The 21349-nt window shown below is 69.6% G+C and carries 20 protein-coding genes and 1 tRNA gene; 11 read left to right on the top strand and 10 right to left on the bottom strand.

Going from position 1 to position 21349, the window contains the following annotated elements; all coding sequences use genetic code 11:
• Positions 1-25: 25 nt before the first annotated feature.
• From AUL35_RS08190 to AUL35_RS08175, 4 genes are all read right to left on the bottom strand, one after another.
• Positions 26-1138, bottom strand: a complete 1113-nt coding sequence (locus AUL35_RS08190; RefSeq protein ID WP_062013886.1) for an ABC transporter ATP-binding protein — start codon at positions 1136-1138, stop codon at positions 26-28.
• 10 nt (positions 1139-1148) lie between these two features.
• Positions 1149-2063 (bottom strand): ABC transporter permease subunit, encoded by a 915-nt coding sequence (locus AUL35_RS08185; RefSeq protein ID WP_062013884.1) that lies wholly within the window; start codon positions 2061-2063, stop codon positions 1149-1151.
• A 9-nt stretch (positions 2064-2072) separates the two neighbouring features.
• A complete protein-coding gene (locus AUL35_RS08180) occupies positions 2073-2957 on the bottom strand; it encodes a carbohydrate ABC transporter permease (protein ID WP_062013882.1) in 885 nt (294 codons plus the stop codon).
• An 86-nt stretch (positions 2958-3043) separates the two neighbouring features.
• On the bottom strand, positions 3044-4387 hold the full coding sequence (locus AUL35_RS08175; protein ID WP_062013880.1) for an extracellular solute-binding protein: 1344 nt from the start codon (positions 4385-4387) through the stop codon (positions 3044-3046).
• A gap of 294 nt (positions 4388-4681) precedes the next feature.
• On the opposite strand from AUL35_RS08175, the gene AUL35_RS08170 reads away from it, so the two are divergent.
• Both AUL35_RS08170 and AUL35_RS08165 read left to right on the top strand, forming a co-directional pair.
• Positions 4682-5560, top strand: coding sequence for a glycerophosphodiester phosphodiesterase family protein (locus tag AUL35_RS08170; protein ID WP_062013878.1), 879 nt, complete (start codon positions 4682-4684; stop codon positions 5558-5560).
• Positions 5557-6312, top strand: a complete 756-nt coding sequence (locus tag AUL35_RS08165; protein WP_156417893.1) for an inositol monophosphatase family protein — start codon at positions 5557-5559, stop codon at positions 6310-6312. The genes AUL35_RS08170 and AUL35_RS08165 overlap by 4 nt, the downstream gene beginning before the upstream one ends.
• Positions 6313-6318: 6 nt before the next feature.
• Here AUL35_RS08165 and AUL35_RS08160 read toward each other — a convergent pair whose 3' ends face one another.
• Genes AUL35_RS08160 through AUL35_RS08150 form a run of 3 tightly spaced genes read right to left on the bottom strand, consistent with a single transcriptional unit; the run spans position 6319 to position 10615 of the window.
• A complete protein-coding gene (locus AUL35_RS08160; RefSeq protein ID WP_062013876.1) occupies positions 6319-7884 on the bottom strand; it encodes an aldehyde dehydrogenase family protein in 1566 nt (521 codons plus the stop codon).
• Between the two features lie 30 nt (positions 7885-7914).
• The gene (locus AUL35_RS08155; RefSeq protein WP_062013875.1) at positions 7915-9195 is read right to left on the bottom strand and encodes an FAD-binding oxidoreductase; all 1281 of its coding nucleotides are present in this window, start codon (positions 9193-9195) and stop codon (positions 7915-7917) included.
• Positions 9196-9208: 13 nt separating this feature from the next.
• Positions 9209-10615 (bottom strand): VOC family protein, encoded by a 1407-nt coding sequence (locus AUL35_RS08150; protein ID WP_062013873.1) that lies wholly within the window; start codon positions 10613-10615, stop codon positions 9209-9211.
• 185 nt (positions 10616-10800) lie between these two features.
• On the opposite strand from AUL35_RS08150, the gene AUL35_RS08145 reads away from it, so the two are divergent.
• Positions 10801-10875, top strand: a tRNA-Thr gene (locus AUL35_RS08145).
• Between the two features lie 49 nt (positions 10876-10924).
• Here the strand turns inward: AUL35_RS08145 and AUL35_RS08140 are convergent.
• The 3 genes from AUL35_RS08140 to AUL35_RS08130 all read right to left on the bottom strand — a co-directional run bounded on the left by AUL35_RS08140 (position 10925) and on the right by AUL35_RS08130 (position 13393).
• Positions 10925-11296 carry a hypothetical protein gene (locus tag AUL35_RS08140; protein ID WP_062013871.1) on the bottom strand — a complete coding sequence of 124 codons (372 nt, stop codon included), beginning with the start codon at positions 11294-11296 and terminating at the stop codon, positions 10925-10927.
• A 256-nt stretch (positions 11297-11552) separates the two neighbouring features.
• The gene (locus AUL35_RS08135; protein WP_062013869.1) at positions 11553-12737 is read right to left on the bottom strand and encodes an acetyl-CoA C-acetyltransferase; all 1185 of its coding nucleotides are present in this window, start codon (positions 12735-12737) and stop codon (positions 11553-11555) included.
• Between the two features lie 35 nt (positions 12738-12772).
• Positions 12773-13393 (bottom strand): TetR/AcrR family transcriptional regulator, encoded by a 621-nt coding sequence (locus AUL35_RS08130; RefSeq protein WP_062013866.1) that lies wholly within the window; start codon positions 13391-13393, stop codon positions 12773-12775.
• 196 nt (positions 13394-13589) lie between these two features.
• Between AUL35_RS08130 and AUL35_RS08125 the strand changes: the two genes are divergently transcribed.
• The 8 genes from AUL35_RS08125 (at position 13590) to AUL35_RS08090 (ending at position 21323) form a co-directional block, all read left to right on the top strand.
• Positions 13590-15545, top strand: a complete 1956-nt coding sequence (locus AUL35_RS08125) for an acetoacetate--CoA ligase (RefSeq protein WP_244493704.1) — start codon at positions 13590-13592, stop codon at positions 15543-15545.
• Positions 15542-16699 (top strand): thiolase family protein, encoded by a 1158-nt coding sequence (locus tag AUL35_RS08120; protein WP_062013862.1) that lies wholly within the window; start codon positions 15542-15544, stop codon positions 16697-16699. Before AUL35_RS08125 ends, AUL35_RS08120 begins: the two co-directional genes overlap by 4 nt.
• On the top strand, positions 16696-17133 hold the full coding sequence (locus AUL35_RS08115) for a Zn-ribbon domain-containing OB-fold protein (RefSeq protein ID WP_062013860.1): 438 nt from the start codon (positions 16696-16698) through the stop codon (positions 17131-17133). The genes AUL35_RS08120 and AUL35_RS08115 overlap by 4 nt, the downstream gene beginning before the upstream one ends.
• On the top strand, positions 17130-17582 hold the full coding sequence (locus tag AUL35_RS08110; RefSeq protein WP_062013858.1) for a MaoC family dehydratase: 453 nt from the start codon (positions 17130-17132) through the stop codon (positions 17580-17582). The genes AUL35_RS08115 and AUL35_RS08110 overlap by 4 nt, the downstream gene beginning before the upstream one ends.
• A gap of 2 nt (positions 17583-17584) precedes the next feature.
• The gene (locus tag AUL35_RS08105) at positions 17585-18832 is read left to right on the top strand and encodes an MFS transporter (RefSeq protein ID WP_062013856.1); all 1248 of its coding nucleotides are present in this window, start codon (positions 17585-17587) and stop codon (positions 18830-18832) included.
• Between the two features lie 122 nt (positions 18833-18954).
• A complete protein-coding gene (locus tag AUL35_RS08100) occupies positions 18955-19746 on the top strand; it encodes a GntR family transcriptional regulator (protein ID WP_062013854.1) in 792 nt (263 codons plus the stop codon).
• Positions 19747-19884: 138 nt separating this feature from the next.
• Complete coding sequence (locus AUL35_RS08095) at positions 19885-20658, top strand: SDR family NAD(P)-dependent oxidoreductase (protein WP_062013852.1); 774 nt, start codon at positions 19885-19887, stop codon at positions 20656-20658.
• A gap of 11 nt (positions 20659-20669) precedes the next feature.
• Complete coding sequence (locus AUL35_RS08090; RefSeq protein ID WP_062013850.1) at positions 20670-21323, top strand: L-fuculose-phosphate aldolase; 654 nt, start codon at positions 20670-20672, stop codon at positions 21321-21323.
• Positions 21324-21349 lie beyond the last annotated feature (26 nt).

Raw genomic sequence — 21349 nt, 5'->3', positions numbered from 1 at the left:
GTCCCCGGCGGCGGCCGTTCGCTCCTCAGGCCGGAACGGGCGCTCCCGCCGTGCGGCGCGCGGGTTCGATCCGCTCGCCGACCTCGCGCCCGAAGAGGTGGAGCTGGGCGGCCGGCAGAAGCAGCGCCACCTTGTCGCCCGCCCGCACCTCGGCGGCGTCGTGCGGGATGGCGACCGCGAACATCGCGCCGGCGAGGTCGGCATAGACGATGCGCCCGGCGCCGAGTTCCTCCACCACGTCGACCGTGGCGTCGAGCGCCTTCGGCGTGCCGGGGCGCACGAGGACCGCCTGCTCGGGACGGATGCCGAGGGTGACGGCCCGCGCGCCCAGCCCCGCGCGGGTGCCGGGGGCCAGCTCGACGCGCTGTCCGTCGGCGAGGCGGAAGGCGTCGCCCGCGTCGAGGTCGCCTTCCAGGAGGTTCATCGGCGGCGTGCCGATGAAGCCCGCGACGAAGCGCGTTGCGGGCCGGTTGTAGACCTCTGCCGGCGACCCGACCTGCTCGATGCGCCCGGCGCGCATGACGACGAGCTTGTCGGCCATGGTCATCGCCTCGACCTGGTCGTGCGTGACGAAGACCGAGGTCGTGCCGAGCCGGCGGTGAAGGCGGCGGATCTCGGCGCGCATGCCCACGCGCAGGATCGCGTCGAGGTTGGAGAGCGGCTCGTCGAACAGGAAGATCCTGGGCTCGCGGATCATGGCGCGGGCCATGGCGACGCGCTGGCGCTGGCCGCCCGACAGGGCCGCGGGCTTGCGCTGGAGCATTTCGGCGAGCCCCACGGTCGCGGCCACCGCCTCGACGCGCCGCCGGCGCTCGGGCTTGGGCACGCCCGCCACCTTCAGGGCGTAGCCGATGTTCTCGCCGACCGTCATGTGCGGGTAGAGCGCGTAGTTCTGGAACACCATGGCGCAGCCGCGCTCGCGCGGCTCGAGCCGGTTCACCACGCGATCGCCGATGGCGATCTCGCCCGAGGTGATGTCCTCCAGCCCCGCGATCATGCGCAGGAGCGTCGACTTCCCGCAGCCCGACGGCCCGAGGATCACGACGAACTCGCCCTCGTCGATCTCGAGGTCGACGCCGTGGACGACCGGCGACTTGGCGTAGGACTTGGCGACGCGGCGGATCGAGATGGCGGACATCGTGTGTCTCCTACTTGTCGGTGGCGGCGAGGCCGCGCACGAACCAGCGCTGCATGAGGGCGATCACCAGGAGTGGCGGCAGCATCACGAGGAGGCAGCCGGCCATGGCGACGTTCCAGTCGGGCATGCCGTCCTGGGAGGGGATCAGCGCCTTGAGCTGGGTGGTGGCGGTGCCGAACGAGGCGTCGGTGGTGACGAGAAGGGGCCAGAGATACTGGTTCCAGGCCCAGACGAACATGATGGTCGCGAGCGCCGCCATGGTGGGCTTCGAGAGCGGAAGCAGCACGTCGAAGAAGAAGCGTACGGGGCCCGAGCCGTCCATCTTGGCTGCTTCCGCCAGTTCGTCCGGCAGGGTCAGGAAGAACTGGCGGTAGAGGAAGGTGCCGGTGGCGGTGGCGACCAGCGGCAGCGCGAGCCCGGTATAGGAGTTGAGAAGGCCCCAGTTGAGCTGGACTCGGATGCCGGTCGCCCAGGCGATCAGCTGCGTCAGGCCGGTCACGTCGAGGATCGCCTGGAAGGGCTGCAGCGCGTTGGCGGCCACCGCGTAGGTCGGCACGATGCGCACCTCCAGCGGCAGCATGAGCGTGACGAACACGGCCCAGAACAGGAGCATGCGGCCGGGAAAGCGGAAGTAGACGATCGCGAACGCCGCCATGGCCGAGAAGACGACCTTGCCCAGCGCCACCGCGGAGGCGAACACGAAGCTGTTGAAGATCTTCGAGCCGAGGTCGGCGCGCGTCCAGGCTTCCGTGACGTTGGCGAGGAAGTGCGAGCCGGGCGCGAGCGGCATCGGCACGCGGTTCACCGTGACGATGTCGTGCGAGGCGGCGATCACGACGATCGCGAAGGGCAGCACGGCGGCCAGGAGGCCGACGAGGAGCACGGCCTGGCAGACGAGGTTGAAGAGCGGGCGGTTCTCGACCACGGGCGGCTCCTACTTGTAGTGGACGCGCCGCTCGATGAAGCGGAACTGGACGATGGTCAGGACGACGACGAGCAGCATCAGGACGATGCTCTGGGCGGCGGCGCCCGAATAATCGAGGCCGCGGAAGCCGTCGAAATAGAGCTTGTAGACCATGAGCTCGGTGGAGCGGGCCGGCCCGCCGCCGGTCATGATGTCGACGATGCCGAAGGAATCCTGGAAGCTCTCGGTGATGTTGATCACGAGCAGGAAGAAGAAGGTCGGCATGAGGAGCGGCACCTTCATGTCGACCATGCGCCGGAGAGGTCCCGCGCCGTCCATGGCGGCGGCCTCGGTCAGGTTGTTCGGGATCGACTGGAGGGCTGCGAGGAAGAAGATGAAGTTGTAGGCGATGTACTTCCACGAGAAGGCGAGGATCACCGCGATCATCGCGTCGCGCCCGCTGAAGGCGGGGTTCCAGATGCCGGGCCAGATCGCGTTCAGCGCCGACATGAGACCGGCCTGGGGCGCCATGATGAAGCTGAAGGCAAGGCCCACGGCCGGCGCCGCGATGGCGTAGGGCCAGACGAGGACCGAGCGGTAGAAGCGGCTGCCGGCCAGCTCGCGATCGACGAGAAGCGCCAGCACCAGGGAGACGAACATGGTGAGGGCGGTGGAGGCCAGCGCGAAGACGAGGCTGCGGACCACCGCGTTCCAGTAGACCGCGTCCGCGAACAGGTGCCGGAAGTTCTGGAAGCCGACGAACTGGTTGCCGCCGCCCCACGGGCGCTCCAGCGTGAAGGCCCAGAACAGCGCCTGGCCGGCGGGCCAGTAGAAGAACACGAAGATCAAGAGGAGCACGGGCGCGGCGTAGAGAAGGCCGACCGTGGTGGAGGAGAAGGTGGCGCGCTTTTCCATGGAGATCCGCCCGTATGTCCCGATGCGATGCGCCCCGGACGGGGCGAACCGTCCGGGGCGCGAGGCGAGAAGCCGTGGAAGGAGGCTTACGGGAGCTGCTTGCCCTCGTAGGTCTGCTCGAAGCGGCGCAGGATCGCGTTGGAGCGCGTGGCCGCATCATCCAGCGCCGTCTGGACGTCGGCGTTCTGGATGAAGATGGCCTGGAGGCCGTTCGCGATCTCGTTGCGGATCTGCAGGAGGCCGCCCAGGCGGTTGCCGCGCGTGACCGGGGTGGGCGGCGTGAAGGTCAGGCTCTGGATGGCGATCTCGCGGCCGGCATAAGGCGCCTTGTCGTAGAAGCCTTGGCTCTTCAGGTACTCGAAGCCCGACTGGCGCACCGGGATGTAGCCCGTGACCGTCGACCAGGTCAGCGCCTCTTCCGGCTTGGCGATGAAGTTCAGGAAGGCGGCGGCCGCCTTGTATTCGGCGTCGGACTTGCCGGCGAGGACCCAGAGCGAGGCACCGCCCACCAGCGAGTTCCGGCGCTCGGTGCCCTGGTAGACGGGCAGCATCGCGACGCCCCAGTTCATGCCTTGCTTGGCGGTGCGGCCGATCGCGCCGTGGTCGCCGACCGAGGTCAGGATGGTCTGGCAGTCGCCCGCCGCAAAGGCGTCGACGAAGGTCTGGCCGGTCTCCTTGGACTTGATGACCGCCTCACCCGCGTCGTACCAGCTCTTGAGGTCGCGGACGAACTGGACCCACTTGCCCTTGTTGAACGCCATCTCGGCGCCGAGGCCGTCATAGCCGTTGTTCATCGTGGCGTTGGGCTCGCCGTGGACGGCAAGGAACTGCTCCTCGTACTGCCACACCTCGTTCGAGGAGATGTTGAAGCCGAGCGGGCAGGCATATCCGGCGGCCTTCAGCGCCTTGAAGTCGGCGGCTGCCTCCTCCCAGGTCGCGGGCGCCTCGGTCTTGCCGATCTTGGCGTAGGCGTCCTTGTTCCAGTAGAGGAGCGCGGTCGAGGAGTTGAACGGGAAGGAGTACATCTCGCCGGTCGAGGTGGCGAAGTAGCTCCGGATGCCGCCGAAATAGTCGTTCCAGTCGATCGTGTAGCCGTTATCCTTCATCAGCTTCTCGGCCGGGTAGAAGGCACCCGACAGCATGATGTCGAGCGTGCCGACGTCGGAGACCTGGGCGATGGTGGGCTGCTGGCCGGCGCGGAAGGCGGCGATCGTGTTCTGCAGCGAGGCGTCGTAGGAGCCCTGGCTGGTGCAGACGACCTGGTAGTCGGTCTGGCTGGCGTTGAAGCGGTCGCACTGCTCGCCCACGCGCTTGGCGATGTCGCCCGTGTTGCCGAACCACATGTCGATCTTCACCGGCGCGGCGGTAGCCGCGCCCGCGCAAACCAGCAGCGCGATCGCGCTCGCGGCACCCCAAATCTTCGTCAGCATCGCGGAATGATCCCGGTCTCGAAAAGCCGTGCGACCCCGGTCGGGGTGCCGAGGGCGCCAATAGAAGCCCGGGCGGTCGATGTACAATGAATGTTCCATGACGCGTCTTGCTTGGGATGGAGTTGACGCTGGAAGTCGATGGACGAATGTGGCCTGCTTTGTGCGGTGGTTTCGTCATCCCGTTGTCATGAACTGCATGATAGGCGCGGGTGCCATCTTGAGATCGGTCCGGCGCGAACGCCGCCGGGCGCCGACCGCCTTTTCCCGGCCCGCCCACCCGAAGGTCGTTTCCCCATGCCCACGCCCATGTCCGCCGCCCGCCCGGCCGCCGGTGCGACGCCGCTCGAACGCGTGCTCTCGCCCGGCAACCGCGACGTCCTGATCATCGCCCATCGCGGCGACTGGGCCCGGGCGCCCGAGAACTCGCTGGCCGCCGTGCGCGGCGCGATCGAGCGGGGGTTCGACATGGTGGAGATCGACGTGCGCCTGGCGAGCGACGGCGTGCCGGTGGTGATCCACGACGCGAGTCTCGACCGCACGACCGAGGGCACCGGTCCGATGTCTGCCCTCGCCTCGGCCCAGCTCCGCGCCCTGCGCCTGCGCGAGGGGGAGGGCGGCCGGGATGCCGCGCTCACGGACGAGCGGCTGCCGGACCTTGCCGCGTTCCTGGAGGAGGCGCGGGGTCGCATCCTCGTCAACCTCGACACCAAGAACCCGGCCGAGCTCGGCCGGATCGCGCCGCTCGTCGCCGACATGGGCATGGCGGGCGAGGTGGTGGTGAAGTGCGAGGTCAAGCCGGAGGAGGCCGCCCGGCTACCCGTCGGCCACCCCGCTCACGGCCCGTTGCCCTTCATGCCGATCCTGGAGACCTCGGCCGGACGCGTGGCGGGCGATGTCCGGGCGCTTGCGCGGCTCTCGCCGCTCATGATCGAATGCCATCCCGAAGCGGCCGCGATTCTCGCGGAGGGCCGCGAAGCGACGGCCTCGGCCGGCATCAGGCTCTGGGTGAACACGATCGACTGCTCCCACATTCCCGACTTCGACGACAGCCGCGCCCTCGATGACCCGCACGCCGTCTGGGGACGGCTCGTGGACTGGGGCGTGGGCGCGATCCAGACCGACCGGGGCGCCGAGCTCGCCGGCTTCCTGCGCCAGATCGGCCGCCGCGCATGAACGCCTCGACCGAGATGCAGCATCGGCGCGACGTCGCGCGGCGCGTGGTGGACGAGGCGGCGGCGGAAGCGCTCGCCCTGTTCCGGCGGCGCGGCGAGCTGATCGTCGACGCCAAGGGCCCGCAGGACTTCGTGTCCACCGCCGACCGGCGCATCGAGGCCATGGTGCGCGAGCGCCTGGCCGCGCTCTGCCCCGGCGAGGCGGTGGTGGGCGAGGAGGAAGGCGGCGAGGCGGCGGAGCGCTACTGGATCGTCGACCCGATCGACGGCACCTCGAACTTTCTCGCCGGCTCGCCGCTCTGGGGCGTGTCGCTCGGCTTCGTGGTGGGCGACCGGCCGGTGGCCGGCGCGATCCGCGCGCCGGTTCTGGGCGAGGGTCTGGCGGCGGCCGAGGGCGCGGGCGTCCTCCTGAACGGCGAGCCGTTCCGGCGCCCGGTGCCGCCCGCCGCGCTGCAGCTGATGTCGATGGGCGAGAGCCTCGGCGAGGACCTCGAGGCTTCGATCGCGCTTCAGCGCCGGCTGCGCGAGCGGCGCTGGATCGTGGAAAGCTTCCACTCGACCTCGATCGGGCTCCTCTTCTGCGCGCTCGGGCGGATCGAGGGGCACATCCAGCCCGTCACCACCATGTGGGACATCGCGGGCGGCGCCGCGGTCTGCCGCGAGGCGGGCCTCACCGTCGAGATCGAGCGCCACGCGGACGGCGCCTATGCCATCCGCGCGGGAACGCCCGGGCTTCTCGCCGCGCTCGGGTAGGCCGCCTTATCCGACGTCGAACGTCACGCCCTGCGCCAGCGGCAGGGTACGGCCGTAGTTGACGGTGTTGGTGGCGCGCCGCATGTAGGCGCGCCACGCGTCCGACCCGCTCTCGCGCCCGCCGCCCGTCTCCTTCTCGCCGCCGAAGGCGCCGCCGATCTCCGCGCCGGACGGGCCGATATTGACGTTGGCGATGCCGCAGTCCGAGCCGCGCACCGAGAGGAAGGTCTCCGCCTCGCGCAGGTCGTTGGTGAAGATCGACGACGACAGGCCCTGCGGCACGTCGTTCTGCAAGGCGATCGCCTCGTCGAGATTGCTGTAGCGCAGGACATAGAGGATCGGCGCGAAGGTTTCCTCGCGCACCGGGCCCGACTGCTCCGGCATCTCGACCAGGGCCGGCCGCACATAGTAGCCGTTCTCGCAGCCCTCGACCGCGACGCGCTCGCCGCCCGCCAGCACCCGGCCGCCGGCGGCTTTCGCCGCCTCCAGCGCCCGCCCCATCGTCGCCCGGGCCGCCTCGTCGATCAGGGGACCGACCAGCGTGCCCTCCTGGAGCGGGTTGCCGACCGCGACCGAGCCGTAGGCGCTGGAAAGGCGCGGCACGAGCCTGTCGTAGACGCTCTCGTGCACGAAGAGGCGGCGCAGCGTCGTGCAGCGCTGGCCGGCCGTTCCCATGGCGGCGAACGCCACGCCCCGCAGCGTCAGGTCGAGATCGGCTGTGGGCGCGACGATCGCCGCGTTGTTGCCGCCAAGCTCGAGAAGCGAGCGTCCGAAGCGCTGGGCGACGCGCGGGCCGACCTCGCGGCCCATGCGCGTCGAGCCGGTGGCCGAGACGAGCGCGACGCGCGCATCGTCCACCAGCGCCTCGCCCGCCTCGCGGGCGCCGACCACGAGTTCCGACAGTCCGTCCGGCGCCCGCCCGCCCGCCTCGCGGTAGCGCGCAAGCGCGCGCTCGAAGAGCGCTTGCGTGGCGAGGGCGGTCAGCGGGGTCTTCTCGGACGGCTTCCAGACGCAGGCGTTGCCGCAGACCAGCGCCAGCGCGGCGTTCCACGACCAGACCGCCACGGGGAAGTTGAAGGCCGAGACGATGCCGACGACGCCCAGCGGATGCCAGGTCTCCATCATGCGGTGCTCGGGCCGCTCGGTGGCGATGGTCAGCCCGTAGAGCTGGCGCGACAGGCCGACCGCGAAGTCGCAGATGTCGATCATCTCCTGGACCTCGCCGAGGCCTTCCGACACGATCTTGCCGGCCTCGACCGAGACGAGGCGGCCGAGCTGCGCCTTGTGCTCGCGCAGCTCCTGCCCGAGAAGCCGCACCAGCTCGCCGCGTCCCGGGGCGGGCACGAGGCGCCACTCGCGGAACGCGGCCGCCGCCCGGCCCACGGCCTCGCGCGTCTCGTCGGGCGAGGTCAGCGCGAGCTCGGCCAGGGTCTCGCCGGTGATGGGCGAGCGCGCCGCATGCGCGCCGCCGCCAAGCCGCCCGGCCGGCACGCCGAGCTCGGTGAGAAGGCGCGAGACCTCGTCGCGAAGGGCGCTTCCGGCTGCGGGCTGGCTTTGGCTATGGACGTTCATCGGGCACTCCTGACATTTCGGTCATGGGCTTCAGACGCGCGACGACAGATGCGCGATCTGGCTGCCCACCTCGTAATAGGCTTCGCGCGCCGCGCGAAGTCCCCGGGTGCGAACCGGGGTGAGGGGCAGCGGCATGTCGCCTTCCGCGACCCGGCCGAGAATGTGGTCGGCGAGCGCGCGCCCGAAGGCGGTTCCCGGCGCGATGCCGCGCCCGTTGTAGCCGCTGAAGGAGAGGATGCGCGGCCCGAAGCGATGAAAGCGCGGCACGGCGTCCGCCGTCATGCCGATCCAGCCGTACCACTCGGCCTCGAAGCCGACATCGCCGAGCTGGGGAAACAGGCGCGCGAGCGTCCCGCGCGCCCAGCGCCGATGGATCGCGGCGCCGGTGCCCCGCAGCGCGCCGACGCTGCCGATCACGAGGCGGTTCTCCCGGTCGAGCCGGAACGAGGACAGGATGTCCTTGGTATCCCAGCATCCCTCGCGCCCCGGCAGGATCGAGCGCGCGAGATTGGAAGAGAGCGGCCGGGTGGCGATGTTGAAGTAGGGAAGGCGCACCAGCTCGCCCGCGATCTCGGGAAAGGGCCCGCTCGTATAGGCGTTGGTGGCCACCACGACCCAGTCGGCGAGCACCGAGCCGCCCCCGGCGCGCAGGCGCCAGCGCTCGCCCTCGCGCTCGCAGGCTGCCACCGGGCTGCCGGTGAAGACCTCGGCCCCGGCCGCGACCGCCGCGCGCGCCAGTCCCCGGACGTAGCCGAGCGGCTGGATCGTGCCGGCGCGATGGTCGAGAAGCGAGGCCGCATAGGTTTGCGTCCCCGTGCGCCGCGCGGTCTCGTCGGCGTCCAGAAGCTCGACGGCGGCACCGCGCGCCTGCCATTGCCGCGCGCGCTCGGCAAGTTCGCGCGCGCCCGTCGCGCCCACCGCCAGATGCAGCGTGCCGGCCCGCTCCGGCTCGCAGGCGATGGCGTGGCGCTCCACCAGGTCGAACACGAGGCGCGGCGCCTCGCCCAGGAGCTGGAGGATGCGCTCGCCGTGAACGGGGCCGAGCGCGCGCGGCACCTCGTCCGGCATGACCCAGAGCCCGGCATTGACGAGACCGACATTGCGGCCCGATCCGCCGAAGCCGATCTCGGCCGCCTCGATCACCGCGACCCGCGCCCCGCCCTCCGCCAGATGGAGCGCGGCGGAAAGCCCGGTGAAGCCGGCACCGATCACCGCGACGTCGGCCCGCAGCGCCGCCTCCAGCGGGCCTGTCGCGGGGGCGGGCGGGGCGGTGCGCTCCCAGAGCCCGTGCGAGCGCGGATCGTTCAGCATGGGAGACGACGCGTCAGGCGACGGCGCGAGAAGAGGAGGGGCGCAGCGCCGCCAGCGTATCCGCGACCGAGCGCCGCTCGGCCTCGGCATAGAGCGCGGTCTCGTCGGCGACCGGTCGGCCGAGCGCCTGCTCGAAGGCGTGCCGGTCGCCGCTCGACGCCGCGTTCGACTGTCGGTCCGTGCCGAGATTCGACTGGAAGATGCCGGCCGCCGAGACCGGCAGGAAGTCCTCGTAGACGAGCGGGTCGAAGCTGGCATGGCCGGCTGCGACCAGCGCGTCGATGTCACGCGCCGTCTCGCCGCGCCCGGCCGCCGCCAGCCCCTGCGGGGTCGGCGCGTAGCGGAAGAAGGCAAGGCCCTCGCGCCGAAGCGTGTCCCGGTCGTCGGGAAAGGCACGGAAGCGGGAGGCCAGATCGTCGGCATAGCTCGACGCGCCCGCGCCGCTCGCTCCCACCTGCACCTCGCCTCGCGTGCCGGACAGCAGCGCGTCGTAGAGCGCGCGGCCCTTGGGCGTCAGCGCGGCGCCGCGCTGCTCGATCTCGCCGAAGCGCGCCGTGTGGCGCCCGGTCTCCGCGCCCCGCTCTCCCCGGAACAGGATCGGCTCCTCCAGCGCCTTGAAGCTCGTCTGGCGCAGGAGGATCGGCACGCGGCGCTCGGGCGGGCCCTCGATCACCGCCTTGGGGTCGATGCCGCGCGCGGGCATCCCCCGCTGCACCGCCTCAATGTCGAGCGTTCGCGGCGTCAGGTGGTTGATGTGCGGACCCCGGAAGCACACAACATCGGCGACCAGTCGGTGGGCTTTCGCCAGGCGCTCGTAGGTCGCAGCGTCGACGGTCGCCTCGGAATGCCAGCGGAAGGTCTCGAGCGCTTCCGAAACGAAGCGCTCGGCCTCCTCGCGCGTCAGCCCGCCGCGCGTCTCGAAGCGCTCGACGAGCTCGATCGCCTGCGGCGTGAAGATCCGGCGGCGGGCGAGAATCGCGGCGGCCTCCGCACGCAGGTCCACGTCGGCCACGAGGTCGAGGCGCAGGAGCGAGGTGAAGACGCGGAACGGATTGCGCGCGAGCGCCGCGTCGCCGACCGGTCGGAAGGCGGTGGAATGGACCGGAATGCCGGCGACCGAGAGGTCGTAGTAGCCAACCGGCTCCATGCCCATGACCGCGAAGAGCCGCCCGATCGTGGCAAGCTCCTCCGGCGTGCCGAGCCGGATCGCGCCGTGGCGCTCGTCCGACAGGCGCTCGATCTCGCCGGCGCGCGCTAGGCTTTCGGCAAGGTCGGGCCGTGCCTGGAGCGTCTCGGCGTTGACCTCGGCGACCAGCTCCATCAGCGTTCCGTACTGGGGCACCTCGGCGCGGTACATCTGCGACATGGCGTGCGAGAAGCGGGTGCGGATCTCGTCGGGGCTCGCGAAGACGGGTTGCATGGCGACGATTCTCCTGGCCGGTCGGCACGTTCACGAGGCGTCAGTTTGGCCCGGCTTCGCCCGCGCGCCAAGCCACACGGCTGCAAAAGCGCGCATCGCAGGCTCCGGAGTGATATGCAGCGCCTCTCGTGACTGGGCCGGGTTGCGCTCGCGACCGGGCTATGCGATAGAGCCGCCCACCCCAGGCTGCGGTAGCTCAGTGGTAGAGCACTCCATTGGTAATGGAGAGGTCGAGAGTTCAATCCTCTCTCGCAGCACCATTTTCTCCCCCGTTTGCAGTGACTTGGTCCGTCGGGCCGAGTGCGTTCGTCAGATTGCTGACGGATACGATGACAGTCGCCGCCTTCCTGTGCGGCTGACGATGTCCTTCTGATGGTCGGGATCCTGGTGCGCATACACCTCGTCGATCATCTTCATGCTCCTGCCGACGTAGCTTGAAACGTCAAACGGATCGTTGCCGGCGAGCATCGGCCAGGTGACGGCGGTATGCCACAGGATGTGCGGCCTCACCGTCTTGTCGAGCCCGGCCAGCTTGCAGGCCTGGCCCCACGTCTTGCGATGCTTCTCGACCGGCAGGCCTCGATAATGGATCACGAACGGGATCGGTTTCGGCGTGTCGCCATCCTTCCCAGGCTTCGGGTTCCTGTCCGTCTCGCGCCAGCGCCGCAGCGTGCCCCCCAAGCGGTCGGGGATGCGTGACGACGGCTTGCGCTTTGGCGGACGAGTTCAAGGTGTCGAAGGCCGTCGCGGAAATCCGCATGCGCAAGCCTGGATGCGTTCTCTGGCGACGTCCGAAGGCGAGGCAAGCCGATATCGTCGATGGCATCTTCGACTGAGGTTTCCGCTCGAACATCGAAGAGCGGCTCATAGCCTTCCTCGTTGTTCTTGCGAGTTGGGTCGTCTCGCACCTTCGATCGGTGAGTGAACGATGGTTTGTCTAGTTCGCCATCTCGATGCAGGTCGCGATCCCCTGGCCCCCTCCGATGCAGAGCGCGGCTAAGCCTTTACGAGCGCCGCGTTTGCGCATCTCGTGGATCAGCGTGACCAGGATGCGCGTGCCCGAGGCCGCCAGGGGATGGCCAAGAGCGATCGCACCGCCGTTGACGTTCACGATGTCCGTGTCCCAGCCCATCTCGCGGTCGACGGCGATAGCCTGGGCGGCGAAGGCCTCGTTGATCTCCATGAGATCGAGATCGGTCGCGCGCCAGCCGGCCCGCTCCAGCGCGCGACGAGCCGCGAAGGCGGGAGCGATGCCCATGTCCATCGGCTCGACGCCGGCCGCAGCGTAACCCGCGACGCGCGCCAATGGGGTGAGGCCTTCCATGCGGGCCCGGTGCTCCGACATGACAACGAGCGCTGCCGCACCGTCGTTGAGACCCGACGCGTTGCCGGCCGTGACCGTGCCGCCAGATCGGAAGGCGGGACGCAATCGGCCAAGACTCTCCAGACTCGTACCGGGTTGCGGATGTTCGTCGACGTCGACCCGCATCGAGCCGTTCCGCGAGGGCACGTCGACCGGCACGATCTCGTCGCGAAACCGATCCGTTTCCGATGCGCGCGCGGCCTTGCGTTGCGAGTTCTGCGCGAACGCATCCTGCTCCTCGCGCGTAACCTGATAGCGCTCCGCCAGGTGTTCGGCCGTCTCGCCCATGTGCACGTCGTGGAACGCATCCCACAGACCGTCGACGACCATCATGTCGCGCAAGGGGGCGTCGCCCATTCGTTGTCCCTTGCGGCCTGCGAACAGGAGGTAGGGGGCGCGGCTCATCGAGTCCTGGCCGCCAGCGATCATGATCTGCGCATCGCCGCAGCGGATCGCCTGCACCGCGCCGTGCAGCGACTTCTGGCCCGCGCCGCAGACCATGTTGAGGGTCGAGGCGGTGGTCGAGACCGGCAGGCCCGCGCGCAGGGCGGCCTGACGCGCGGGGTTCTGCCCCGCGCCGCCCGACAGGACCTGGCCCATGACGACCTCGTCGACCGCGGCCGGATCGAGCGAGATCTCGTGCAGCATCTTTGCGATCACGACCGCACCGAGCTCAGCCGCCGACAGGTCCGACAAGGATCCGGCGAGCTTGCCGATGGGGGTGCGGCGCGCCGCCACGATCACGACGTCCTGCTGCATGGTTCAGACCTCCAAGGATGTCGCTTTGTTCGGCTTCACGCCGCGTCCGTTCGCATCGCGGCCTTGAGGACGATGCCGGCAAAGGCGTCGGACACCTCCTCCGGCGTTTCCTTGCCCGAGGGGCGGACCCAGAGGAAGGCGTAGAAGTACATGCCGAGCAGGCCCTTGATCTCGACGCGCGAGAGCGGCCTGAACACGCCCTCCTCGACACCTTCCGAGAGCACCTTCGTCCAGATGCGCTGGTAATCGCCGTGCAGCTTGAGGACGTCGGCCCGCTTCTCGTCGCCCAGCGAATGCACTTCCCGGAAGCACACGGTCATCTCGGCCCGGGTCTGGAATACCGCCTCGATCAAAGCCGAGCTGAGCGCGCGCACGCGTTCGACGGCGCCCGTGGCAACCGACAGAATGCCGTCCGCTCCGCTGACGAGATCCACCATGTAAAGCGTCATGATGTCGTAGAGGAGATCCTCCTTCGACCGGATGTGGTAGTAGAGCGCGCCCTTGCCGAGTTCGGCGGCGTCTCCCACCTCGCTGATCCCGACGCTTCCGTAGCCCTTCTCCGCGAACAACGTCGCCGCGACATGCATCACGCGACGCTTGGTGGGCGACAGGTCCGCGTCGGGACGGGCGGAGGCGGGCAGGGTCTTCAGTGTCATCGTCACCTCCTGATCCGGGTCGGCAAACCGGCCGTATCCGTCCAGTCGAGGACGGTTGCGCCATTCTAGCCACCTGATCGACGTGCGGCACGGCCGATTGACAAGCAAATCGGACTCTGACTTTGTACCGGTCAGTCGGTATATTGGCAAGGGCGGTCCCGGTTGGAGGGTGATCCCGGGATCGGCGGGAGGAATGATGCTGAACGACGTCCTGTGGTCGCCCCCGGCGAGCGCATTCGAAGACTCGTGCCTTGCGCGGTTCGCAAAGCGCGTCGGGATCGACCCCCGAGACTACGCCGCGCTCCATGCCTGGTCGGTGGCGGATCCCGGTGCCTTCTGGACCGCGCTCTGGGATCACACGGGCGTCGTGGGAGACAGGATCGGCCCCGCCCTCCTGCGCGACGAGGCGGCGCCGATGACGGGCGCCCGCTTCTTTCCCGAGGCGCGGCTGAACTTTGCCGAGAACCTCCTGACCGGCGACGGGGCGAGGCCTGCGGTGGTATTGGCGGGCGAAGACGGTGTGCAGGGACGAGTCACGCTGGGCGAGCTTCGCCAGATGACCGCCGAGATCGCGGCGGGCCTGCGCGAGGCGGGCGTCGGCCCGGGCGACCGCGTCGCGGGGGTCCTTGCCAACGATCTCGAGGCGCTCGTCGCCCTTCTGGCCACCGCCGCGCTCGGCGCGGTCTGGTCGTCCTGTTCCCCGGACTTCGGGGCGGGCGCCATTCTCGACCGGATCGGGCAGATCGAGCCCAAGGTGCTCTTCGCCTGCGAGCGCTATCGCTACAACGGGCGCGACCACGACATCGCGGACCGCATCGCCGAGATCGCCGCCGGCATCCCGTCGCTGCAGCTTCTCGTGCGCTGCGGCGAGAAGCAGGATCGGGCGCAATTCCCGATCCGTGCCTCGACGTCGTTCGGCGAGCTGCGCCGGCCGGGTGCCGTGTTCGCGCCCGTCCGCATGCCGTTCGCAAGCCCGCTCTTCGTTCTCTACACGTCCGGCACGACCGGTGCCCCGAAGGCCATCGTGCACGGCGTCGGCGGCGTCGTGCTGCAGCATCGCAAGGAGCATGCGCTGCACGGCGACGTGCGGCCGGGCGACGTGGTGAGCTGGTACACCAACACGGCCTGGATGATGTACCATTGGCTGATCTCCAGCCTGTCCTGCGGAGCGGCGATCGTTCTGATCGACGGCGCGGCCATGCCCCGCCGGGCGGACGGCCCCGATCTCGACCACCTCTGGCGCATCGCCGAGGACGCGCGCATCACGCATTTCGGGACCAGTCCGAAATACCTCGCCGTCCTGCAGCAGAACGGATACCGACCGGGCGAGCGGCGCGACCTGTCGGCTCTGCGCTCGCTCCTGTCGGCCGGGGCGCCCGTGTCGCCTGCGCAGTTCGACTGGGTCTACGATGCGGTGAAGTCCGACATGGTCTTCGCGTCCATCTCGGGCGGCACCGAGATCCTGGGCTGCTTCGTGCTCGGGGCGCCGACCCTGCCGGTGCGGCGCGGCCAGCTGACCGCCAAGGGCCTGGGGCTGGCCGTCAACGTGATGGACGAGCGCAACGCGCCGCTGATCGGGCGGGAAGGCGATCTCGTCTGCACCGAGCCGTTCCCCTCCATGCCGCTGACCTTCTGGGGCGAGGGCGGCGACGAGCGCTACCGGCGGACCTACTTCGCTGATCGTCCCGAGATCTGGACGCACGGCGACATCGCCGAGCTGACGCCTCACGGCTCGGCGATCATTCACGGCCGCTCCGACACGACGTTGAAGCCTGGCGGCGTGCGGATCGGCACCGCCGAGATCTACGCGGTCTGCGAGAGCCTGGCGGAGATCGAGGATGCGCTGGTGTTCGGTCGCCTGCGCGACGGCGACGAGGAGGTCGTCCTGTGTCTGAAGATGCGCGAGGGACGTGAGCTGACGCAGGAGCTGACGGACCTCCTGCGCCGGCGCATCCGCACCGAGGCCTCGCCCCGCCATGTTCCCCACGAGATCCGCGAGGTCGCGGGCATTCCCTACACGTTGAACGGCAAGCGGGTCGAAACCGCGGCCCGGGCCGTGGTCGCGGGACAGGTCGTGCGCAACCTCGCCTCGCTGCAGAATCCCGAATGCCTCGAAGAGTACCGTCGCCTCGGGTCGGGGAAGGCCGCGTGACCCGCCGTCCGCAAGGAGCGATCGTCGGGATCGGCGAGCTGAAGCCGGTTCGGGCCACGAAGGGAGAAACGACGCTCGGACTGATCGCCGACGTGTCGCGCCGCGCCGCGCTCGACGCCGGACTCGAGCCCGGCGACATCGACGGGCTTCTGGTGGGGCCCCAGGTGGGCGAGACGCCGCAGCATGTTCCCGCCACCGTCGCCGAATATCTCGGCCTCAGACCCGTCATGGCCAATGTCGTGGACCTCGGCGGTGCGTCCGGCGCCGGCATGGTCTGGCGCGCGGCGGCGGCGATCGAGGCCGGCATGTGCGAGACCGTGCTCTGCGTCCTCGCCAACACGCGTGAGGAGCCCGCGCCCCGCTCGCCGAACCGTAATCCCATTCGCGAGTTCGACGTGCCCTTCGGCGCCTCGGGTGCGAACCTGTCCTATGCGCTCCTGATGCAGGCGCACGGGACCGCGCATGGGCTTGGTCCGGAGCCCTACGCCGCGATCGCGGCCGCCGCACGCGCCAACGCGCAGCACAACCCCGATGCGATCTTCTACGGGAAGCCGGCCGGCGTCGCCGAAGTGCTGGCTTCGCCGGTGATCGCCTCGCCGCTGCATCTCCTCGAGATCGTCATGCCGGTGGCGGGCGGCGAGGCCGTGATCGTGACATCGCGCGAACGGGCGTCCCGCCTGCGGCATCCGCCGGTCGAGATCTTGGGGGCCGGCGAGAAGATCACCCACCGCGCCGTCTCGCAGGCGCCCAGCCTGACGAGCGGCCCGCTCAAGGATGCGATGGCGCGCGCCTTCGCGCAGTCCGGCACCCGCGCCGCCGACATGAGCCTCCTGTCGCTCTACGACTGCTACACGATCATGGTCGCCATCACGATCGAGGATGCCGGGCTCTGTCCCCCCGGCGGATTTGCCGACTGGATCGCCGCCAACGGCCTCGGGCACGACGGCTCCCATCCGCTCAACACGCATGGCGGCCAGCTGGGCTTCGGCCAGCCGGACCTGGCCGGCGGCATGACCCATGTCGTGGAGGCCGTGCGCCAGCTTCGCGGCCGAGCCGACGGGCGACAGATCGCAAGGGCGCGTCATGCGCTCGTCACCGGCAACGGCGCGACCATGAGCGAGGCCGTGGCCCTGGTTCTGGGAGCCGCGCAATGAACGACCTGTCCGATCTCAAGGTGCCCGGTCCCACGATCACGCAGCTGACGGCGCCCTTCTGGGACGCGGCCGAGGCGGGGCGTCTCCACCTCCAGCACTGCGAAGCCTGCCAGAGGGCCGTCTTCTATCCCCGCCGCATATGCCCCCATTGCTGGAGCGACCGCCTCGTGTGGCGCGAGGCGTCCGGGCGCGGGCATCTCAAGAGCTTCAGCATCGTCCATCGCCCCGGCCATCCCGGCTGGGCGCCGGCGGCGCCCTACGTCGTCGGCCTCGTGGAACTGGCGGAAGGGCCGACCATGCTCAGCCTCGTTCTCGACGAGGCTCCGAGTGTCGGCATGGCGTTGCGCCTGCGACCGACGCGGGTCGGCGACCGGCGGCTGCCGGCCTTCGAGGCCGCACCCACCACCGATTCCCCAACAGGAGACACACCATGAGCACGCAGACCACCGACGGCTGGGCCGGTGTCGTGAAGGGCAGGCCCGAGGTCGGGCAAAGCGCCGAGCGCTCGCGCACGACCTCGATGCGCGACATCGAGGCCTTCACCGAGATCACCGGAGACCGCAATCCGCTGCACTACGATCGCGAGCTGGCGGAGCGGAGCGTCTTCGGCAAGCTGATCGTTCAGGGCGGCGTGACCTCGGGCATCCTCAACGCCATCGTCGCGGAGGACCTGCCCGGTCCCGGCACGGTGTTCCTCGGAACGGAATGGCGCTTCTCGAAAGCCGTGGGCGTCGACGAGACGATCACCGGACGCGTCACCATCACGGAGGTGCGACCCGACAAGCCGATCTGCAAGATCGAGACGCAGGTCGTGAACGAGGCGGGTGAGATCTGCCTGTCGGGCACGGCGACGGTCTACACCGTTCCGCTCGCGAAGCGCTGACGATGGGGGTGGCGGCCGCCGCTTCGTCGCCCGAAGCGCCGAGCGAGCAGGCGGCCCGGCGCCGAGCCCTCGCCCTCGTCTGCGCCGCGGTCGTTCTGACCCTGACGACGTGGTTCTCTGCGACCGCGGTGGTTCCGGAGCTCGCCGCTCGCTGGCAGATGGGGCCCGCGAGCGCCGCCTGGCTCACCAACGGCGTGCAGCTGGGCTTCGTTCTCGGCGCGGTGGCGGCAAGCCTCACGAACCTGTCCGATCTCGTGCGTCTCCACCGCCTGATGGCGACCTGCGCGGTGCTGGTCGCGCTGGCCAATGCCGGTCTTCTGGTGGCGCCGGGGCCCGGCAGCGCCATCGCGGCCCGCATCGCGACGGGAATACTGCTCGCAGGCGTCTATCCCCCCGCGCTCAAGCTCGTCTCCACCTGGTTCCGGCGCGGGCGCGGACTGGCGCTCGGCGCGGTGATCGGCGCGCTGACGCTCGGCTCGGCCACCCCCCATGCGGTGCGCTACCTCGGGGGAGTCGACTGGCGCTTCGTGGTGGCGGCCGCCTCGGGCGCCAGTCTTCTGGGCGCCTTGCTCTTCGCCAGGACACGGGAAGGGCCCTATCGCTTCTCGCGGGCCGCCTTCGACCCCCGCCAGATGGGGGCCGTCCTGCGCAACCGCCCCCTTCTTCTGGCCAATCTCGGCTACTTCGGACACATGTGGGAGCTGTATGCGGCCTGGGGCTGGTGTCTTGCCTACTCGCGCGAGGCCCTTGCGCGTCAGGGCGTCGCCGACGCCGCGTCCCGCGCCTCGCTTCTGACCTTCGCGGCCGTCTCGGTGGGCGTCGTCGGTTGCCTCCTCGGGGGCCTTCTCGCCGACCGCTTCGGGCGGACCGCGACGACGATCGGCATGATGGCGGTCTCGGGCAGTTGCGCGCTCACCATGGGCCTCGTGTTCGACGGACCGACCCCGCTCTTCGTGGCGCTGTTGCTTGTCTGGGGCATCAGCGTGATCGGCGATTCCGCGCAGTTCTCCGCGGCCGTGACCGAGGTCGGCGACAGCCGGTTCGTCGGCACCGCCCTCACATTGCAGCTCGGCTTCGGCTTCGCGCTGACGATCGCCTCGATCCATGTCACGGGCCTCGTCGCCGAGGCGCTGGGAAGCTGGCGATGGAGCTTTCTGGTACTCGTTCCCGGACCGCTTCTCGGGATTTGGGCCATGGCGGCATTGCGCCGGCATCCGGACGCCGGAAAGATGGCGAACGGCCGGCGCTGAGGCGACGCATCCGCTGCGGACAGGACGCCCACCGGCCAGCGGACGAGATCAGGCGGAAAGCGCACATGCAACCACGAACCAGACGACGAGGGCGCGCCCTCAACGCCGCGGCCGATTCCGAGATGCTGACCGCCATCGGAACGCGGGCGGCCCTCGAGCGGGACGAGACGACGCCGCTCTGGCTGCAACTGCGCCAGCGTATCGAGGAGGCGATCGCCGACGGCGACTTCGGCGAAGACGCGCGCCTGCCCTCCGAGCAGGCCCTATCGGCGATGTTCAACGTGTCGCGACCGGTGGTGCGCTCGGCCGTGGCGGCGCTGGCGTCCGAGGGGCGCCTTGCCCGCATTCCGCGCCGGGGGACCTTTGTCGTGCGCTCGACTCCGCAGGACGTGGACTTCATCACCTCGAACCTCAGCGTCTTCGACGACCTCGGAGACAAGGGGCGCGTCGTGACCACGCAGACCTTCCGCTTCGAGCGCACCGTCGCCGACGATCGCGAGCGACACTTCCTGGCCTTGCCGGTCGGCGCGGACGTGGTCCGCATCGGACGCGTCTACCGTCAGGACGGGCAGGCAATCACGCTGACGAACATCTCGCTGCCCGGCCACAAGGTGCCCGGGCTGGAAACGATGGAACTGGAGAACCGGTCGATCTTCGGCACGATCCGAACCCGCTACGGACTCACGGTTCAACGCTCGGAGCGCTGGTTCAAGGCCGCCATGCCGACAGCGGACCAGGCCGCCCGGCTCGGCATCGAACCGTCGCAGCCCGTGATCTCCATCGAATCCGTCGCCTACGCCAACGATGGCGCACCGCTGGAATACTACGACGCCATCTTCAACTCGGCGGTCGCGCGCATCCATGTGCGCGCCGATGGCACCGCTCCCGCAATGGCAGCATCAACGAAAGCGTGATTCTGGTCATTACCAGATTGACAGTGTCGACCGGTCGGTACATTCTTCCGTCAAGACCGCAGAAAAGCGGCGCAAGACCGGGATCCAGGGCAACAGCGCTTCCAAGCCACGCCTCGGCATCCCGACGGGAGGATTGCCATGGACTACGCCAAACTCTTCGATCTCACGGGACAGGTCGCCGCGATCACCGGGGGCGCGCGGGGCATCGGTCTCGAGGTCGCGACAGCCTTGGGCGGGCGCGGTGCGAAGATCGTCCTCTGCGATCTCGACAAGGACGCCGCGGACGCCGCGGTCGCCAAGCTGGGCGGCGCCGGCATTCTGGCGGAGGCCCGCCGTCTCGACGTGACGGTTCCCGAAGAGGCTAGCAGGGTCGCCGACGAGATCGTCGCGCAGCACGGCCGGATCGACATTCTCGTCAACAACGCCGGCATCGCCCGCATCACGCCGGCGCTGGAAACCGACGACGCGGAATGGCGCCTCATCATGGATGTCAACCTGAACGGCGTCTTCTGGTGCGCCCGCGCCTTCGGGCGGCACATGGTGGCGGCCGGATCGGGTTCCGTCGTCAACCTCGGCTCCATGTCGGGCACGATCGTGAACCGGCCCCAGAGCGCCGCCGCCTACATCGCCTCGAAGGGCGCGGTGCATATGCTGACCAAGGCGCTGGCCTGCGAGTGGGCGTCCCGCAACGTGCGCGTCAACGCCGTCGCGCCGGGCTACATCGCGACCGACATGACGCTCGCCATGCGCGCGCGGCCCGAACTCTTCGAGACATGGATGGACATGACGCCGATGGGGCGCTGCGGCGAGCCGTCCGAGGTCGCGGCGGCCATCCTGTTCCTTGCGTCGCCCGCCGGCAGCTACGTCACCGGCGCGGTCCATGCGGTCGACGGCGGCTATACGGCCTGGTGAGGGAAAGACACATGAACGAGACCCAGATCCGCCAGTCGATCATCGACGCCTGCCTCGCCATGAATGCGAGCGGCATCAACCAGGGCACGTCCGGCAACATCAGCGTGCGCCACGGCGAGGGGCTTCTGATCACGCCCACCAGCGTGCCCTACGGGGATCTGCGACCCGAGGACATCATGTTCCTGCGGATGGACGGCAGCTTCGACGGGCCGAACCGGCCGTCGAGCGAGTGGCGCTTCCATCGCGACATCATGCGTGAGCGTCCCGACGTCAACGCCATCGTCCATGCCCATCCGACCTTCTGCACGACGATCGCCATCCTCGAGAAGCCGATCCCGCCGATCCACTACATGATCGCGGTGGCGGGCGGCCACGACATCCGCTGCGCGCCCTACGCCACGTTCGGCACGGAGGAGCTGTCGCGCTTCGCGGTCGAGGCGCTTCAGGACCGGAAGGCCTGCCTGCTGGCCCATCACGGGATGATCGCCGTCGGCGACACGCTGGATCGCGCCATGTGGCTGGCCGTCGAGGTCGAGGCTCTGGCCCGCCAGTATCACGGCTGCCTGCAAATCGGCGAGCCGCCGCTTCTGTCCGAGGACGAGATCCAAAACGTGATCAGTCACATGGCCAACTATGGCCATCAAAAGAAGTCGGCAGCCGCCTGAGATCGCTGCGGACCCGATGAGTTGCC

The sequence above is a fragment of the Aureimonas sp. AU4 genome, from assembly GCF_001463765.1.
Taxonomy (GTDB): Bacteria; Pseudomonadota; Alphaproteobacteria; order Rhizobiales; family Rhizobiaceae; genus Aureimonas.
Note: the sequence above shows the minus strand (reverse complement) of the source record. Positions and strands in the feature narration are given on the sequence as shown.

Coding starts and splice junctions, on each gene's coding strand:
- AUL35_RS08150 (WP_062013873.1), bottom strand. CDS start 10,615: ATGCAACCCGTCTTCGCGAGCCCCGACGAGATCCGCACCCGCTTCTCG.
- AUL35_RS08130 (WP_062013866.1), bottom strand. CDS start 13,393: ATGACACTGAAGACCCTGCCCGCCTCCGCCCGTCCCGACGCGGACCTG.
- AUL35_RS08100 (WP_062013854.1), top strand. CDS start 18,955: ATGCTGACCGCCATCGGAACGCGGGCGGCCCTCGAGCGGGACGAGACG.
- AUL35_RS08170 (WP_062013878.1), top strand. CDS start 4,682: ATGCCCACGCCCATGTCCGCCGCCCGCCCGGCCGCCGGTGCGACGCCG.
- AUL35_RS08165 (WP_156417893.1), top strand. CDS start 5,557: ATGAACGCCTCGACCGAGATGCAGCATCGGCGCGACGTCGCGCGGCGC.
- AUL35_RS08180 (WP_062013882.1), bottom strand. CDS start 2,957: ATGGAAAAGCGCGCCACCTTCTCCTCCACCACGGTCGGCCTTCTCTAC.
- AUL35_RS08175 (WP_062013880.1), bottom strand. CDS start 4,387: ATGCTGACGAAGATTTGGGGTGCCGCGAGCGCGATCGCGCTGCTGGTT.
- AUL35_RS08095 (WP_062013852.1), top strand. CDS start 19,885: ATGGACTACGCCAAACTCTTCGATCTCACGGGACAGGTCGCCGCGATC.
- AUL35_RS08155 (WP_062013875.1), bottom strand. CDS start 9,195: ATGCTGAACGATCCGCGCTCGCACGGGCTCTGGGAGCGCACCGCCCCG.
- AUL35_RS08090 (WP_062013850.1), top strand. CDS start 20,670: ATGAACGAGACCCAGATCCGCCAGTCGATCATCGACGCCTGCCTCGCC.
- AUL35_RS08160 (WP_062013876.1), bottom strand. CDS start 7,884: ATGAACGTCCATAGCCAAAGCCAGCCCGCAGCCGGAAGCGCCCTTCGC.
- AUL35_RS08135 (WP_062013869.1), bottom strand. CDS start 12,737: ATGCAGCAGGACGTCGTGATCGTGGCGGCGCGCCGCACCCCCATCGGC.
- AUL35_RS08115 (WP_062013860.1), top strand. CDS start 16,696: ATGAACGACCTGTCCGATCTCAAGGTGCCCGGTCCCACGATCACGCAG.
- AUL35_RS08105 (WP_062013856.1), top strand. CDS start 17,585: ATGGGGGTGGCGGCCGCCGCTTCGTCGCCCGAAGCGCCGAGCGAGCAG.
- AUL35_RS08125 (WP_244493704.1), top strand. CDS start 13,590: ATGCTGAACGACGTCCTGTGGTCGCCCCCGGCGAGCGCATTCGAAGAC.
- AUL35_RS08190 (WP_062013886.1), bottom strand. CDS start 1,138: ATGTCCGCCATCTCGATCCGCCGCGTCGCCAAGTCCTACGCCAAGTCG.
- AUL35_RS08110 (WP_062013858.1), top strand. CDS start 17,130: ATGAGCACGCAGACCACCGACGGCTGGGCCGGTGTCGTGAAGGGCAGG.